At 73.9% G+C, this 15910-nt stretch carries 14 protein-coding genes; 6 read left to right on the plus strand and 8 right to left on the minus strand.

The features are described 5' to 3' along the window. Positions 1–28: 28 nt before the first annotated feature. Together BN6_RS00560 and BN6_RS00565 are read left to right on the plus strand one after the other, a co-directional pair. Complete coding sequence (locus BN6_RS00560; RefSeq protein ID WP_015097562.1) at positions 29–496, plus strand: hypothetical protein; 468 nt, start codon at positions 29–31, stop codon at positions 494–496. Positions 497–597: 101 nt separating this feature from the next. Next, the gene (locus BN6_RS00565) at positions 598–1074 is read left to right on the plus strand and encodes a hypothetical protein (protein ID WP_148302676.1); all 477 of its coding nucleotides are present in this window, start codon (positions 598–600) and stop codon (positions 1072–1074) included. A gap of 57 nt (positions 1075–1131) precedes the next feature. Here the strand turns inward: BN6_RS00565 and BN6_RS00570 are convergent, their stop codons facing one another. The 6 genes from BN6_RS00570 to BN6_RS00595 form a co-directional block, all read right to left on the minus strand. After that, on the minus strand, positions 1132–2310 hold the full coding sequence (locus BN6_RS00570; RefSeq protein WP_015097564.1) for a VWA domain-containing protein: 1179 nt from the start codon (positions 2308–2310) through the stop codon (positions 1132–1134). A 119-nt stretch (positions 2311–2429) separates the two neighbouring features. After that, positions 2430–4739 (minus strand): DUF5682 family protein, encoded by a 2310-nt coding sequence (locus BN6_RS00575; RefSeq protein ID WP_015097565.1) that lies wholly within the window; start codon positions 4737–4739, stop codon positions 2430–2432. After that, a complete protein-coding gene (locus tag BN6_RS00580; RefSeq protein WP_015097566.1) occupies positions 4739–5821 on the minus strand; it encodes an ATP-binding protein in 1083 nt (360 codons plus the stop codon). Before BN6_RS00580 ends, BN6_RS00575 begins: the two co-directional genes overlap by 1 nt. Next, a complete protein-coding gene (locus BN6_RS41450) occupies positions 5818–7248 on the minus strand; it encodes a DUF5691 domain-containing protein (RefSeq protein WP_015097567.1) in 1431 nt (476 codons plus the stop codon). The genes BN6_RS00580 and BN6_RS41450 overlap by 4 nt, the downstream gene beginning before the upstream one ends. After that, a complete protein-coding gene (locus tag BN6_RS00590; RefSeq protein WP_015097568.1) occupies positions 7245–8513 on the minus strand; it encodes an SWIM zinc finger family protein in 1269 nt (422 codons plus the stop codon). Before BN6_RS00590 ends, BN6_RS41450 begins: the two co-directional genes overlap by 4 nt. 39 nt (positions 8514–8552) lie before the next feature. Continuing rightward, positions 8553–9728: a homogentisate 1,2-dioxygenase gene (locus BN6_RS00595; protein ID WP_015097569.1), complete on the minus strand. Its 1176-nt coding sequence runs from the start codon at positions 9726–9728 to the stop codon at positions 8553–8555. A 69-nt stretch (positions 9729–9797) separates the two neighbouring features. Here BN6_RS00595 and BN6_RS00600 point away from each other — a divergent pair, with 69 nt between their 5' ends. From BN6_RS00600 to BN6_RS00610, 3 genes are read left to right on the plus strand one after another with little or no spacing between them, the layout of a single operon-like run. Further along, complete coding sequence (locus tag BN6_RS00600) at positions 9798–10664, plus strand: hypothetical protein (RefSeq protein WP_015097570.1); 867 nt, start codon at positions 9798–9800, stop codon at positions 10662–10664. After that, positions 10661–11839: a fumarylacetoacetate hydrolase family protein gene (locus BN6_RS00605; protein ID WP_041311531.1), complete on the plus strand. Its 1179-nt coding sequence runs from the start codon at positions 10661–10663 to the stop codon at positions 11837–11839. The genes BN6_RS00600 and BN6_RS00605 overlap by 4 nt, the downstream gene beginning before the upstream one ends. 8 nt (positions 11840–11847) lie before the next feature. Beyond that, positions 11848–12519 (plus strand): IclR family transcriptional regulator, encoded by a 672-nt coding sequence (locus BN6_RS00610; RefSeq protein WP_015097572.1) that lies wholly within the window; start codon positions 11848–11850, stop codon positions 12517–12519. An 82-nt stretch (positions 12520–12601) separates the two neighbouring features. Here BN6_RS00610 and BN6_RS00615 read toward each other — a convergent pair whose 3' ends face one another. After that, on the minus strand, positions 12602–13426 hold the full coding sequence (locus BN6_RS00615; protein ID WP_015097573.1) for an MBL fold metallo-hydrolase: 825 nt from the start codon (positions 13424–13426) through the stop codon (positions 12602–12604). Positions 13427–13487: 61 nt separating this feature from the next. Further along, on the minus strand, positions 13488–14084 hold the full coding sequence (locus tag BN6_RS00620) for a TMEM165/GDT1 family protein (protein ID WP_041311535.1): 597 nt from the start codon (positions 14082–14084) through the stop codon (positions 13488–13490). Between the two features lie 330 nt (positions 14085–14414). Here BN6_RS00620 and BN6_RS00625 point away from each other — a divergent pair, with 330 nt between their 5' ends. After that, positions 14415–15905 (plus strand): cytochrome ubiquinol oxidase subunit I, encoded by a 1491-nt coding sequence (locus BN6_RS00625; protein ID WP_041315812.1) that lies wholly within the window; start codon positions 14415–14417, stop codon positions 15903–15905. Positions 15906–15910: the final 5 nt, after the last annotated feature.

A 15910-nucleotide genomic window follows, 5' to 3' on the forward strand; every position in this document is an offset into this window, starting at 1 on the left:
GCCGCCTTGGCGGAGGTGCCCGTTGGTCGTGCCGAAGAAGCCGTCCACCGAAGGTGCGGCGCTCGATGACCAGTGGACCCGGCACTGCCTGGAGATAGCGAGTCGACGGGCGTTCGCGTGGGTCGTCCTCGGCGTGCTCGCGTTCGGCGGGCAGCTGGCCCTGGTGTTCGTCGCGGACGTGCGGTCCGACCTGCCCGTGGCGCTGCTCGGGTTCTCGGTCGTGGTCGTGGTGCTCGCGGCGTCGCGCCGGCGGCCGTTGGCCCCGGTGCTCTCCGACCGCGAGTGGCGTTACGTGCGGGTGCACTGGCGCAACGGGCTGCTCGTCGTGCACGGGGAGCGGTCGCTGGTGCTGGACGTGAGCGCCGGGCCGCTGGCGCGCGGGCGGATCAGCCGGCACCGCCGGGCCTGGCTCGTCGCACCGGACCGGTTCGGCAACACCGTGCTCACCTTCCGCGGCGTGCCCCGCCTGTTCCCGGCCCGCGTGCGGCGGCGCTGAGTGGTCGTTCGAGTGCGGCCGGTTGCTGAGAGTTTTGTCTCCACCGGGTTTGATGATCATTTTTTCGGCTACCCCAGCCGGTGCCGAAAGAATCTGGTTTTGTGGGAGCAGTGGTGGGCGAGGAGTGGACGCAGCGGTGCCTGACCCGAGCCGATCGGCGCGCGGTCGGGTTCATCGTGATCGCGCTCCTGTCGTTCGGGGTGCTGTGGCTGGTGTCGCTGTGGATCGGGTCGAAGTGGGTCTTCGTGCTGATCCCGCTGTGCATCGAGTTCGCGGTGCCGGGACTGCGGCACTTCTTCAGCCGGCGGGTGGTGCGCCGGCTCGCGGCGTCGTTCCCGTGGCACCAGGTGGCGGTGACGTTCGTGCCCGGCCGGGCCCGCGTCGGGCGGCAGGCGTACCTGGAGACCGCCGGGTCGGACCGGACGTTCCTGCGGCTGCCCGAGATGCCCGAGCGGGTGCGTGAACAGGTCCGGCGCACCGGCCGGCTGTGGCTGGCCGGCCCCGACGACCGCGGCCGCACCGCCGTGCTGACCCGCGGCACGCCGTTCGTCACCCTCGGCCGAGTGGTGATCCGCTAGGCCGAGTGGTGATCCGCCAGGCCCTCTTGGGAGCCGCGGGCCCCGGACTTCGCCGGGTCAGCGGCCCACCGGGATGTCGTTGCGCTCCGCCCACGCCGCGACGTCCTCCTTGCGCAGCGCCGTCGCCAGCAGGTCCGGGAAGCGGTCCGGGGTGCAGGCGAACGCGGGCGCGCCGAGGTCGGACAGCTTCGCCGCCAGCTCGTGGTCGTAGGCCGGGGTCCCGCTGTCCGACAACGCCAGCAGCACCACCACCGTCACCCCGCTGCGCACCAGCTCGCGCACCCGGCGCTGCAGCTCGCGCGCCACCCCGCCCTCGTAGAGGTCGCTGATCAGGACCATGACCGTGTCCGACGGCCGGCGCACCAGCGACTGCCCGTACGCCACCGCCCGGTTGATGTCCGTGCCGCCGCCCAGCTGCGTGGCGAACAGCAGGTCGACCGGGTCCTTGAGCTCCTCGGTCAGGTCGACCACCTCGGTGTCGAACACGACCAGCTTCGTGTCCACCGCCTTGAGCGAGGCCAGGCTCGCGCCCATCACGGCGGAGTAGACCACCGACTCGGCCATCGACCCCGACTGGTCCACCAGCAGGATCACGTCCTTGAGCGCCGCCGACCGGCTGCGCCGGGTGTTGCCGACCAGCCGCTGCACCACCACCGTGCGCTGGTCCGGTTGGTAGTGCTTGAGGTTCGCGCGGATCGTGCGCGACCAGTCGACGTCGGCCAGGCGCGGGCGGCTGGTGCGCTTGGAGTGGTCGACCGCCCCGTGCACGGCGGCCAGCAGGCGGTCGGCCAGCCGGCGCTCGATGTCCTCCACGACCTTGCGGACCACGGCGCGGGCGGTCTCCCGGGTGCGCGCGGGGATCGCGGAGGACAGCGACACCAGCGTGCCCACCAGGTTCACGTCCGGTTCGACGGAGGCCAGCAGCTCCGGTTCGAGCAGCAGTTGGCGCAGGCCCAGCCGGTCCACGGCGTCGCGCTGCATCACCTGCACGACGGAGGTCGGGAAGTACGTGCGGATGTCGCCCAGCCAGCGGTGCAGCACCGGCGAGGAACCCCCGAGCCCCGCGCTGCGCTTGCCGTTGGCGTCGGGCGCGTCGCTCGCCGTCGTCGGCGCGCCGCCACCGTAGAGGCCGGTCAGGGCCGCGTCGCGGCGGCGGTCGTCCTCGGCGAGCGCGGACAGCTCACCGGACGCCCCGCCGAGCAGCAGTCGCCAGCGGCGCAGGCGTTCGTCGGTCATCCGGGCTCCTCGGCGCGTCTCGGGGCGGTGCGGTCAGGCGGTCAGGCGGTGCGGTCAGGCGGTGCGGTCAGGCGGTGCGGTCAGGCGGTGCGGTCAGGCGGTGCGGTCAGGCGGTGCGGTCAGGCGGTCGCGGTGAGCAGGGCGCGGACGTGGGTGGCCAGCCGGGCGGCCAGGTCCTCGTCCCAGTCCGCGGTGTCGCCGGTGGTGGCGGTGGTGCCCTTCACCCGGTCGCCGAGCATTCGGCGTTCGGCCGGGGTGAAGTCGGTGACGGCCTTGCGCAGCAGGGGGAGCGCGGCCTCGAAGTCGGTCGTCGCCAGGCCGGAGAGCCAGTCGTCCACGACGCCGAACAGCCTCGGGTCGGCGGTGAGCAGGGCCGCCGAGCCGCGCAGGAAGCCCGCCACGAAGGCCGTCGCGCCGGCCGCCAGGGAGACCGCGCGGTGCAGGCGCGCGGCGACCGCGTCCGAGTCGAGGGTGCCCGCCTCCCACAGCAGCCTGGTCGCGCGGCCGGTGGGCAGGCCGTGGGCGTCGGGCATGCCCACCAGGGATTCCAGCGCGCGCCGCCAGGTCGCCCGGTGGTCCTCGTCGGCGGCCAGGCGCACGGCGTCGTCCGCGCCGTCCACCGCCGTCACCGCGCGTTCCGCCGTGTCCTCGTCCACCGAGCGGCACGCCAGCGGCAGGCCGACCGCGCCGCGGGTCAGCAGGCCGTGCAGGGCGACCCGCAGCAGCTCCGGGTCGGTGCCGCGGACCGAGCCGTAGCGGACGGTGTTGGCCAGGTTCGGCAGTGCCGCCAGCAGTTCGAGGGCGTCGGTCGCCGCCGCGGCGCAGCGGTCCAGCGCCGTCCGGGCGGCGGCGACCGCCTGCTCGATCTCGCAGCCGACGGCCTGGCTCAGCGCGTCGGCCGCGTCCACGACCCGGGTGGCGTCGGCCGAGCGCCGGGTCAGCACGTGCCCGGCGGCGGCCTCGACGGTCGTGCCGTGGCGGGCGGCGGTCGCCAGGGCGATCGCGAACTCCGGCCGCCAGTGCAGCTGCCACGCCTCGGCGAACGTGCCCAGCGTCCGGGTGGTGTCCGGCGTCCCCCACGGCACGCCCAGCACCTCCAGCCGGCGCAGCAGCTTGGACCGCTCCCGGTCGGTGTCCTTGCGCAGGTCGAGCCGGATCGGTCTCGGGGTGGCGTTGAACGGCAGCCGCAGCCGCCGGGTCAGCCGGTTGAGGTCGGCGGCCAGCGGCGAGGTCGGGACGTCCTCGCCCACCTCGCCGAGCCGCTCGCCCACCACCAGCCGGGCGTGGACCAGGTCCAGCGGCACCTGCTCGCCGTGGCAGAGCACGGCTTTCGCGGCCTCCATCACCTCGGACAGGCCCGGTGACGGGCGGCCGCGCAGCGCCGCCAGGGTGTCGGCCAGGCGGACCGCCTCCACCGCGCTCGCCGTCGACGCCGGGAGGTCCTCGCCGCGCAGCACGGCGCTCGCCCGGGAGAACCAGCGCGCCACCGTGTCGCCCTTCGGCGCGCACTCCCACAGGTGGGCGTACCAGCCGGGCGAGGCGACGCCCGCGCCGTAGCCGGACTCGGCGGCCAGCTTGCCGTGGCTCCACGGCACCCACGTGCCGGAGATCTTCTTGCGCGGCAGGCCCTTGAGCGCTGCCGCGTCGGTGGTGGCGGGCGGCAGGTCGGTCAGCGCCGGGACGTGCCACGCGCCGCACACCACGGCGATCGCGCCCTCGGTGTCCTTCAACGCCCGGCGCAGGTTCTGCCGCATCGCGGCCTCCCGGCGCAGGGTCCGGGCGTCGACCTCGTCGGCGAACTCCTCGCGCAGCGCGGTCATCGCCTCCGCCACCGCCTCGGCCAGGTCCGCCGGGTCGGTGTGGTGCTCGACCACGTCCTCCCACCAGCGTTCCGGGTCGTCGAAGCCCGCCGCCTCGGCGAGGGTGCCCAGCGGGTCGAGCGAGGGCCGGACGGGCCTGGCCGACTCGCCGCCCGGTCCTTCTCCGTCCGGTGCGCCGCCGTCCGGCTGTTCGTCGTCCGGTGCGCCGCCATCCGGCGTTTCGTCGTCCGGTGTGTCGCGGTCCGGTCGTTCGCGCGTCGGTGCGCCGCCGGCCGGTGCTTCGGCCAGGGAGGCGGCGGCGGGCAGGTCGAAGAAGCGCACCTCGACGTCGTTGCGGTGCGCCCACACCATGGCCCGCCACTCCGGCGAGAACTCGGCGAACGGCCAGAACGCGGCGCTCGACGGCTCCGCCTCGTCGTGCAGCAGCAGCGCCACCGGCGGCACCAGGTCCGGCAGGTGCCGCAGCAGGGCGTCGCCCTCCGGCGGGCCCTCGATCAGCACCAGCTCGGGCTTCGTGCGGGCCAGCGCCGCCTCGACCATCCGGGCCGAGCCCGGACCGTGGTGGCGGATGCCGAGCAGGGTGACCCGGTCGGGTAGTCCACGCGCCATCAGCGGTCCTGGCACGCTCGGTAGAGGTCGCGCCAGTCGGCGCGCTCCTTGACCACGGCCTCCAGGTACTCCCGCCACGCGGCGGTGTCCGACACGCGGTCCTTCACCACCGCGCCCAGCAGGCCCGACGCCAGCTCGTCGGCGGTGATCGTGCCGTCGCCGAAGTGGCCGGCCAGCGCCATGCCGCTGGTGATCACCGAGATCGCCTCGGCGGTCGACAGGCTGCCGCTGGGCTTCTTCAGCTGGGTGCGACCGTCCACAGTGGACCCGTTGCGCAGCTCGCGGAAGATCCGCACCACCCGGCGCACCTCGTCCAGCGCGGGCGGTTCGGCGGGCAGCTCCAGCGCCCGGCCCAGCTGCGCGGCGCGCGCCGACACGATCCGCACCTCGTCGTCCTCGGACGCGGGCGGCGGCAGCACGACGGTGTTGAAGCGGCGGGCCAGCGCCGACGACATCTGGTTGACGCCCCGGTCCCGGTCGTTCGCGGTCGCGATCACGGTGAAACCGGGGACGGCCTGCACCTGGATCCCCAGCTCCGGCACCGGCAGCGACTTCTCCGACAGGATGGTGATGAACGAGTCCTGCACCTCGGCGGGCATCCGGGTCAGCTCCTCGATCCGGGCCACCGCGCCCTCGCGCATCGCCGACATCACCGGGCTCGGCACGATCGCCGCCTCGCTCGGGCCCTCGGCGATCAGCCGGGCGTAGTTCCAGCCGTAGCGGACCGAGTCCTCGCCGGTGCCCGCCGTGCCCTGCACGACCCGGGTCGAATCGCCGCTGACCGCCGCCGCGATGTGCTCGGACAGCCACGACTTCGCCGTCCCCGGCACGCCCACCAGCAGCAGCGCCCGGTCGGTGACCAGGGTGCCCACGGCGATCTCCACCAGCCGGCGGTCGCCGACGTACTTCGGGCTGATCACCGTGCCGTCGGCCAGCGTGCCGCCGAGCACGTACCGCACCACGGCCTGCGGCGACATCCGCCAGCGCGGCGGGCGCGCCCGGTCGTCCGTGCGCACCAGGGCTTCGAGCTCGTCGGCGTACTGGTGCTCCGCGGACGGGCGCAGCACGGTCTCGGTGGTCACGGGAGGGGTCCTTCCGGTCGGGGGGCGAAGGCGTCGCGGAGCTGCATCCGCAGGCGGAGCACGTCGAGGTCGGCGGTCTGCTCGGGCCACCGGGCGGTGATCGCGGCCCAGTGCGCGCCGAGCACCTCGGCGTCACCCCGGGCGAGCAGCACGGCCGGCGGCCGGCCGGCCCGCCACCTCGGGTCGCGCATGTCGGTGTAGCGCGCCAGCAGTTCCTCGGTCGCGGCCGGCGACCACGGCGCGGGCAGTTGCGAGCAGGCGTGGTCGAGCAGGTCGTAGTTCCAGTTCCGGGACACCTCGGCGATGGTCCGGGCGGCCAGTTCGGCGGGCAGCGTCGCCAGCATCTCCAACTGCTCCATGCCGGTCAGCGTCCGGGTCGCGGCGACCGCCCACGGCCCGGCGTCCACCGCCAGCCGCAGCCGCTGGGCCACGCCGCGCAGCAGCGACGCCGCCCACGGGCCGCGCTCCAGCTCGACGGCCGCGCCCGCGTCGTCGGTGTCCAGCCGGGCGGTCCAGTGGCCCGGCGGCACGCTCGCCGCGGCACCCCGCAACCGGCCCGCCACGCCCGTCTCGGAACCGTCGCGCAGCAGGTCGCGGGCCTCGTCCGGCTCGGGGTCGGGTTCGGTCCACAGCTCCTCGCTCTGCACGTCGAACCCGTCGGCGGTCAGCCACAGGCCGCGGTGCAGGCGTTCCGCGGCGCGCTCGGCCAATTGGGAGCCGGGCAGGCCGCGCAGCAGCCGCAGCGCCTCGTCGTGCACGCCGATCGCCCGGTCGTCCAGGGCCTGCTCCAGCAGCGGCTCGTCGGCCGCCGAGAGGCCGGTCTCCAGGGCGGCGACGAGGGCCTGCCGGTCGGTCGCCCGGCGCTGCCCGGCGAACCGCTCGGCCAGGAACCCGCCGGTGCCCGCCGGATCGGCGGCCCGCGCCCGGCGCAGCGCCGAGGCGCGGGCGGTGCCCGGCAGGTCCAGCGCCGACTCCAGGTCGACCTCGTCGGCCGACCCGTCGACCGCCCACCCCCACCCCGGCCGCACCGAGGCCAGCCACCGCCCGCGCCCGCCGAGCACCTTGCCGACCGCCTGCCGCAGGCCGGGGTGCCCGGTGGCCAGGCCGAGGAGCGCAGGCAGCTCCCGGGGGTGCGCGACGACCCCGCGCCGGGCCGCCAGCCCGCACCACTCGGTGAGCAGGATCTGGTCGTCCAGCGCCAGGACCTGCGCCAGCACCGCCCGCGCCGGCCGTTCGGCGACCCGGTCGGCGGACGCGGGCGCGGCGGCCAGCACCGGCCCGTCGAGCACGGCCGGCAGCCGCGCGGCGTGCGCGGCCACCCCCAGCGCGGCACACCGGTCCAGCAGCCCACCCGGCTCCACCCCGGCCCGGTGCGCGCCGATCACCAGCGCCTGCACGGTGTCGTCCCACTCGGCTTTCACGCTCATCCGAGCACCTCCGGGGCGCCGCCCGGCTCGGCGACCGCGCCCAGGCGCAGCTCGCGGCCGTTCCACAGGCCCCACGCGTCGAACGGGTCGCCGGCCGTCAGCGCGATCGCCTGGTCCAGCGCCTGGTCGTCGCGCACCGGCAGGCCGCGGCCCGCCGCGTCGAGCAGGTGGCGGGTGTCGGCGGTCAGCCGGACCCCGGCGCAGCCCAGCGGGTGCAGCCGCAGCCACGGATCGGCCTCCAGCGTCTCCACCAGGCCCGCCAGCGCCTCCCGCCAGCCCGGCGGCGCGGCCAACCGGCTGGTCGGCTCCTCGCCCGCCACGTCGCCCACCGCGACCCGGCGCGGGGCCGAGCCCGGGTACGGGTGCAGCACGGCCCGCACCTCGACGCCGTGCGCCAGCGGCGGGAGCGGGCGGGTGCCGCCGCCCGCGTGCCGGACCGCCGTCACCCAGCCGTGCGCGCGGCCCCACACCCACTGCCGGACGGTGCGCACCAGGCCGTCGTCGGTCTCCAGCTTCAGCAGCGGCAGCCAGCGGTCGGACCACGACTCGCCGGCCCGCACCTCCTCCTCGGTCACCGAGAAGCCCAGCCGGCGGCGCACCACGTCGGTGTCGGTGCCGGCCAGCCGCGCCAGCAGGTGCAGGCCGCCCACCCGGTCGGCCGCCTCGTGCGCCCACTCCGGGCCGCCCGCCGCGACCACCGAGCGCAGCTCCTCCAGCGCCGTGGCCAGGCCCTTGGCCTGCGCGTCGACCATCCGCGCGCCGATCGCGTGCCACCAGGCCGCGTCCCGCGCGGGCAGGCCGGCGATGCCCGCCGCCGCCACGTCGGCCAGCCAGTCGGCCAGCCCCGCGACGCCGCCGCGCACCGCCTCGGCCCGGTTGCGGGCGGTCTTCTCCTTCGCGCGGGCGCGGCGCTGCTCGGCCTCGGGCGAGGTGTCCGGCGGGGCGGCGACCTTCTGCCGCCGGTCCAGCCACTCCACCACCCAGTCCGGCGCCTCGCCCTCGGGCAGCGGGTCACGCGCGTCGAGCAGTTGCAGCGCCAGGCCGTGCTTGCAGGGGAACTTGCGGGACGGGCACGAGCACTTCGCGGCGCGGTCGGCCAGGTCGACGCACACCCGGTACGGGGTGCGCCCGCTGCCCTTGCACTGCCCCCACAGCGCCTCGGCGCTGCGGCCCGAACCGGACCAGCCCGACGACCCGGCCAGCCGGGTGGCGCTGCTCGCCACCTGGCTGTCGGGTGCCAGGGCCAGAACCGCTTGTGCGTCCATGACCGCCGACGGTAGTGGCGACCACCGACAAAAAGTCGATCACCCCTGGTCGGGACCCCGACGTGCCCAGGTCCAGGCGTAGCCGGGGTCCTCGGCGGCCAGCGCCGCCTCGCCCAGCTCCAGCGGGCGGAACGTGTCGACCATGACCGCGGTCTCGTCGAAGAAGTCCGCGCCCAGCGACGCCTCGACCGCGCCCGGCTGCGGGCCGTGCGTGCAGCCCGACGGGTGCAGCGACAGCGAGCCGACGCCGATGCCGGAGCCCTTGCGGGCCTCGTAGTTGCCGCCCACGTAGAACATCAGCTCGTCGGAGTCGACGTTCGCGTGGTTGTAGGGCACGGGCACCGCGAGCGGGTGGTAGTCGACCTTGCGCGGCATGAACGAGCACACCACGAAGTTCGGGCCCTCGAACGTCTGGTGCACGGGCGGCGGCTGGTGCACGCGGCCCGTGATCGGCTCGAAGTCGCGGATGTGGAAGACCCACGGGTACAGGCAGCCGTCCCAGCCCACCACGTCGAACGGGTGGTTGGCGTAGGTGAACCTGGTCAGGCCCGCGCGGTGGCGCACGAGCACCTCGACGTCCTCGCCGTCGACCAGCAGCGGCTCGACCGGGCCGCGGATGTCCCGCTCGCAGTACGGCGAGTGCTCCAGGAACTGGCCCTTGGCCGACAGGTAGCGCTTCGGCGGTCCGATGTGACCCGTTGCTTCCAGCACGAGGATGTTCATCGGATTGCGGGGCACGACGCGGTACGTGCACGACGTCGGCAACACAACGTAATCGCCCTCGCCGACCGGGAGGGCGCCGTAGATGGTCTCGACGACACCGTCGCCGGACTGGACGTACAGGAGCTCGTCGCCGGCCGCGTTGCGGTACAGCGGGCTCGGGGCGTTCGCGGTGACGAAGCCGATCGTCACGTCCGGGTTGCCGAACAGGCGGCGGCGGCCGGTGACCGCGTCCACATCGCCCGACCAGGTCAGATCCTGGGTCTTGAAAGCGCGCGGCTTGAGCGGCAGGTTCGCCGCGAGCGGGCCGCGGACGTCCTCGACGGTCTCCGCGTTCACGATCGCGGTCGGCAGGTGGCGGTGGTAGAGCAGGGCCGAATCGGCCGAGAAACCCTCTACCCCCATCAGCTCTTCCGCGTACAGCCCGCCCTCCGGGGTGCGGAACTGCGTGTGGCGCTTTCGGGGGATCTCACCCACCTGGCGGTAGTACGCCATCGTTCACTCCGGGCGTTCGATAGTCGGACATCTTTGTTCATTGGCCGGTACACCACTAGCGTGTCAGCCGTGTCAAGCGCCTTCGAACTCCGTGCGCCCGGTCCCCGCGGCACTCCGCCCCTGCTCGCGCGGCTAGTCGACGACGCCGCGCTGTTCCCGCCGGGCAACGCGACCATGCCCGACGCCGTCCGCGGTCACCTCGACGCGCGGGTCGGCGAGTGGGCCGGCGCGGTCGGGCTGTTCCTGTGTCCCGCGTCACGTCTGGCCGAGCTGATCACCGAACTGATCAAGGTCAAGCCGGTGAAGCCCATCGCGCTGTCCCTGATCATCGACACCGGGCTGGGCGGCGTGCCCAAGGCCGTGTCGATCGTCGAGTCGCGCAGCGAGCTGCTCGCGCTGCGCATGGTCGAGATGCCCGCCCCGTCCGACGTGGACGAGGTGTGGCTGGAACGCGTCTCCGAGTTCGTCCCGGAGGACGTGATCCGCGTCGTGGAGCCCCGCCGGGGCGCCCCCGAGTGGCTCGACGGCGTGCGCCGCGTCATCGAGCACGGCAGCTGGCCCAAGCTGCGCTGCGGAGGTCTCTCCCGGGAGAACTTCCCCAGCGCGGACGAGGTCGCCGACTTCCTGTCGGTGGTCGCCGCGGGCGGCGTCGCCTTCAAAGCCACCGCCGGGCTGCACCACGCCGTCCGGTACACCGACGAGAAGACCGGGTTCACCCACCACGGGTTCCTGAACCTGCTCGTGGCCACCGGGCGCGCCCTGTCGGGCGGTGACGTGCGGGAAGCGCTGTCGTCGTCGGACCAGGAAGCGCTCGCGGCCGAGGCCAAGGGGCTGTCCGACCAGGCCGCGCACGCCGTGCGCGGGGTATTCGCCTCCTACGGCTCGTGCTCGCTCGACGAGCCCATCACCGACCTCGAAGAACTGGGCCTCCTGTGACCTGGATCGAAGACCCGGCGTTCGTCGCCGACGCGCCCTTCGGGCCGCAGACCCTGCCTTACGGCGTGCTCGGCGACGACGGCATCGCGGTGCGCGTCGGCGACCAGGCGTTGCCGCTGCGGCCCATCGCCGACCACTTCGGGGCACTGGCCCCGCTGGTGTCGGCGGGCGATCTGAACCCGCTGCTGGCCGCAGGGCGGCCCGCGTGGAGCGAATTGCGGGCGCGGGTGCTGGAACTGGTCACGGCGGCCTCAGCGCCGCGTGGGGCCGTCCTGGCGGCCTTGGGCGGCGAGGTGCTGCCGTTCCAGGTCGCCGACTACGTCGACTTCTACTCGTCGCGGCACCACGCCGAGAACGTCGGCCGGATCTTCCGGCCCGACGGCGAGCCGCTGCTGCCCAACTGGACCCACATCCCGATCGGCTACCACGGGCGGGCCGGGACGGTCGTCGTCTCCGGCACGCCCGTCGTCCGGCCGCACGGGCAGCGCAAGACGCCCGAGGGGCCCGTGTTCGGGCCGTCGCAGCGGCTCGACATCGAAGCCGAGGTCGGGTTCGTGTGCGGTGGGCCGGTGGCGTCGCGGTTGACGCCGTCGCGGGCCGTGGACCACGTGTTCGGCGTGGCCCTGGTCAACGACTGGTCCGCGCGCGACGTGCAGGCGTGGGAGTACCAGCCGCTCGGGCCGTTCCTGGGCAAGTCGTTCGCCACGTCGATCTCGGCGTGGATCACCCCGCTGGAGGCGTTCGCGGTCGCCCGCGTGACGCCGCCGCCGCTGGGCAACGACGTGCTGCCCTACCTGGTCGAGGAACGCCCGTGGGGGCTCGACGTCCGGCTCGAGGTCGAGTGGAACGGGACGCTGGTCTCCAAGCCGCCGTTCCGCGAGATGTCGTGGACGTTCGCGCAGCAACTCGCGCACCTGTCGGCGAACGGCGCTACCGTTCGGCCGGGCGACTTGATCGCGTCGGGCACCGTCTCCGGTCCCTCCCGTGACGAGCGCGGCTCCTTCCTGGAGCTGAGCTGGGGAGGTAAGGAACAGGTCGACGTCGACGGCGGCCGGACGTTCCTGGAGGACGGCGACACGGTGCGGATCACCGCGACGGCCCCCGGCGAACACGGCTCGCTGGTCGGCTTGGCCGAGGTGGTCGGCACGATCGCGCCCGCCGACACGGAAAGGTAGGGCGACCGGTGGGCAGACCCGACCCGCGCGGCCGACTGCCGGTACCGGCCGGGTCGAAGGAGAGCTCGCTGACCCTGGAGCGGGGCCTGGCCCTGCTCCAGGCGGTGGCCGACGCCGAGTCGGAGGCACCGTCGATCAGCGAGCTCGCCGCCGCCATCGGCGCGTCCCGGGCGGCGGTCTACCGGCTGCTGGTGCCGTTGCAGTCGCGCGGCCTGGTGCGGCGCGAGGGGTCGAAGGTGCGGCTCGGGCTGGGCGTGCTCCGGCTGGCGTCCAACGTGCTGCCGCAGCTGCGGCTGGCCGCCCAACCCGCGCTGCGGACGTTGGCCGAGCACGTCGGCGCGACCTCGCACCTGACGGTCGCGGACGGCACCGAGGCCCAGGCGGTCGCGGTGGTGGAGCCGTCCTGGACGGCCTACCACGTGGCCTACCGGGTCGGCTCGCGCCACCCGGTGCACCGGGGCGCGGCGGGCAAGGCGATCGGGCTCTCGGTGGAGGGCCGGCAGTGGGTCCACTCGACCGGCGAGCTGCAACCCGGGGCGTTCGGCGTGGCCGCGCCGGTGCGCGGGGTGCCGGGCCTGCGGGCCAGCGTCGGCGTGGTGGCCCTGGAGAAGCTGGACGGTGACGTCGTCGGACCGCAGGTGGTGCGGGCGGCGCAGGAGGTCGCCGACGCGCTGCGGTGACCCCGGGGAGCGCCGTTCCGTGGAATTGACCGACCATTCCACGAATCGCGCGCGATGGAATTCCGGCGGTGTCCCGGACCTGCTATCCGGGCGTCCCGCCGCGCTTTTCGGCGAGCTGCCGGAGCTGCCATTCGCAGACGTCCGGCAGCCAATCCCGGCCGAACGTGGCCAAGGGGCCGATGCGCGGGTCGTCGGGTGTGCGGCCGTCGCGCAGGGCGAGCACGTACGCCAGGTCCTGGTCGATCCGCGCGCGTACCTCGCCGGCTCCGCCGACGGAGCCGTGACCTGGGATGACGACCTCGACGTCGGCCGCCACGCCGTCGAGCAGCCGCAGCCCGTCGAGGTAGTCCCCGATCGGGTCCTCGGCACCCAGGTCGGGGAACGGGACCAGGACGTCGGAAAGCATGTCGCCGGCGATGAGCACACCGCTTTCCCCGACCAGCAGCGCCGCGTGACCCTGGGCGTGCGCCGGGTGTTCGACGATCCGGACTTCGGGACCGTCCCACGGGATCCGCGCGGTTCCGGCGGGCAGTCCGGTGATGAGGCCGAACAGGTCCAGCGGTGTTTCTTCGGCGATCTCCGGCGGCAGCCCCTCGGCGACGCGGGCCCGCCAGTCCTCGGTCGCCAGCAGCTCGCCGAGGAACGCCGCGCAGCCGGCCGTGCCGTAGCGGGGTGCGTCGCCGAACCCGCCGTGCCAGAGCACGTGGTCCCAGTCGGGGTGCGTCGAGAAGCCCGCCACGACGGGCCGGCCCGACTCGCGGAGGTCGTTGGCCAGGCAGGCCAGCTCGTCGCCGGTGGTCCCGGGGTCGACGAGCAGCACGCCCGCCCGGCCCTGCACGACGACGGCGTTGTTGCGGAGCAGCTCGCTCTGGTGGACCAGCACGCCCTCCGCGACCTGCTCCAGCATGGGGCTCCTCCCGGTGACCGCTTGCCGAGACGGTAGTACCCGTCCGTGCCGGCGGGTGGTGTCAGCCCATGATCGCCTGCCACGCGGCCACCGCGGCGAACACCGCGAAGATCGCGCCGCTGACCCGTTGGATCAGGTGGGTGGGGATGCGGCCGGCGATCTTGCGGCCGACCAGGACGGCGATCCCGGCGACCACGACCAGGGCCAGGAACGCGCCGACGCCCACGAACACCGGGGCGCCGTAGCGGGCCGACAGCGCCGCCGTGGCCAGCTGGGACGCGTCGCCCCACTCGGCCGCGAACAGCACGCCGAACGACGTCAGCGCCGCCCGGCGGAACGTCACCGCGCCGCCACTACCCGACTCGGCCGACTCCTCGTCGTCCGCCGCGAAGCTCTCCTTGAGCAGCAGGAACGCCCCGACGCCGAACAGCAGGGCCACGATCCCGGCGACCAGCCGGTCCGGCAGCAGGGTCAGCACCCCGCCGAAGGTCGCCGCCACCACGCACTGGACGGCGAACGCGACGGTGACCCCGACGAACACCGGCCAGGCCCGGTAGCGGGTGGTCAGCACGAGGGTGGCGACCATCGTCTTGTCCGGCAGTTCGGCGAGGAAGATGACGCCGAACGCCGTGAAGAGCGCGATGAGTTCCGGTGCCACGGGTACCTCCACGTCCGGTGGATCCCGGACGGAGGCAGCACGACCCCGACCGGGCGTGATGCACTGCCCGGCCGGAGGTCTCGTTCGCCCGTCGTGAAGACCGGGTGAGGGACCGGATCCGTTCGAAGACGGACCAGTATGTCGATCACCTCGCCGGACCGCTCGGCACAGCCGCGGTCGCGGGAACTACTCCCCTCTGGCGAGACTCATCGTAGTGCACGCATCGGTGCAGGTCGACGTGACGCCGACCGCACCGGGGGACCTTGGTCCCGGTACCCACGGGACCGTCGTACCTGAGCGGGAACCCCCTGCCGACCTAGCGTCGTGGTCGTGGAAGTTCTCGATCTGGCGCGGTGGCAGTTCGGCATCACCACCGTCTACCACTTCTTGATGGTGCCGCTGACGATCGGGCTGTCGCTGCTGGTCGCCGGGATGCAAACGGCCTGGGTGCGCACGGGGGACCGCAAGTACCTGGCGATGACCAAGTTCTGGGGCAAGCTGCTGCTGATCAACTTCGCCATGGGCGTGGTGACCGGCATCGTGCAGGAGTTCCAGTTCGGCATGACCTGGAGCGCCTACTCGCGGTTCGTCGGCGACGTGTTCGGCGCGCCGCTGGCGATGGAGGGCCTGGTCGCCTTCTTCGTCGAGTCGACCTTCCTGGGCCTGTGGATCTTCGGCTGGGACCGCCTGCCGCGCAAGGTGCACCTGGCCTGCGCGTGGGCGTTCTCGCTGGCCACGATCGCGTCGGCCTACTTCATCCTGGCCGCGAACTCGTGGATGCAGCACCCGGTGGGCGCGGAGCTGGTGGACGGCCGGGCCCGGCTGACCTCGATCTGGGCGGTGCTGGGCAACAACACCGTCCTGGCGGCCTTCCCGCACACGATCTTCGGCGCGTTCGCGGTGGCCGCCGCGTTCCTGGTCGGCATCGCCGCCTGGCAGCTGTGGCGCAAGTCGGCCGAGGGGCCGGTGTGGCGCTCGTCGGTGAAGCTCGGCACGTGGGTCGGCGTCGTGGCGTTCTCGGGGTTGGCGATCACCGGCGACTTCCAGGGCAAGCTGATGTTCGAGCAGCAGCCGATGAAGATGGCCGCCGCCGAGGCGCTGTGCCACACCGAGTCGCCGGCGTCGTTCTCGGTGTTCGCGGTCGGCGACGTGACCCGGCCGGACTGCGAGAACGTCAAGAGCGTCACCGTGCCCGCGCTGCTGTCGTTCCTGGCGCACAACGACTTCAGCACCGAGGTGAAGGGCATCGAGGACCTCGTCCCGGAGTACCGGGAGAAGTACGGCGCGAACTACCCGGTGGACGAGCGGTTGGGCGAGCTGTCGGGCAAGCCGATCGACTACGTGCCGAACCTCGTCGTCACCTACTGGGGCTTCCGGCTGATGATCGGCTTCGGCGCGATCTCGGCGGCCACCGGGCTGCTGGTGCTGTGGCTGATCCGGCGCGGCCGGGCGGTGCCGGGCGGGCGCTGGTTCCGGTGGTTGGCGCTGGGCAGCATCGCGACGCCGTTCCTGGGCAACAGCTTCGGCTGGATCTTCACCGAGATGGGCCGCCAGCCGTTCGTCGTGGTGCCCAACCCGACCGGCGTGGACGGGGTGTGGATGTTCACCGCGCGGGCGGTGTCGAACTCGACCGTCGGCGAGGTGCTCACCTCGTTGATCGCGCTCACGACCGTCTACGGCCTGCTGGCGTGCGTCGAGGTGTTTCTGATGCGCCGGTACGTGCGCGGCGGGGTCGCGGGCGTGCTGCCCGACGAGAAACCCGACGACGGTGCCGGCGGGTCGGCCGACAAGGGCGACGACGTGCTGTCGTTCGCCTACTGAGGGGG

This window comes from Saccharothrix espanaensis DSM 44229 (assembly GCF_000328705.1).
GTDB classification, from domain to species: domain Bacteria; phylum Actinomycetota; class Actinomycetes; order Mycobacteriales; family Pseudonocardiaceae; genus Actinosynnema; species Actinosynnema espanaense.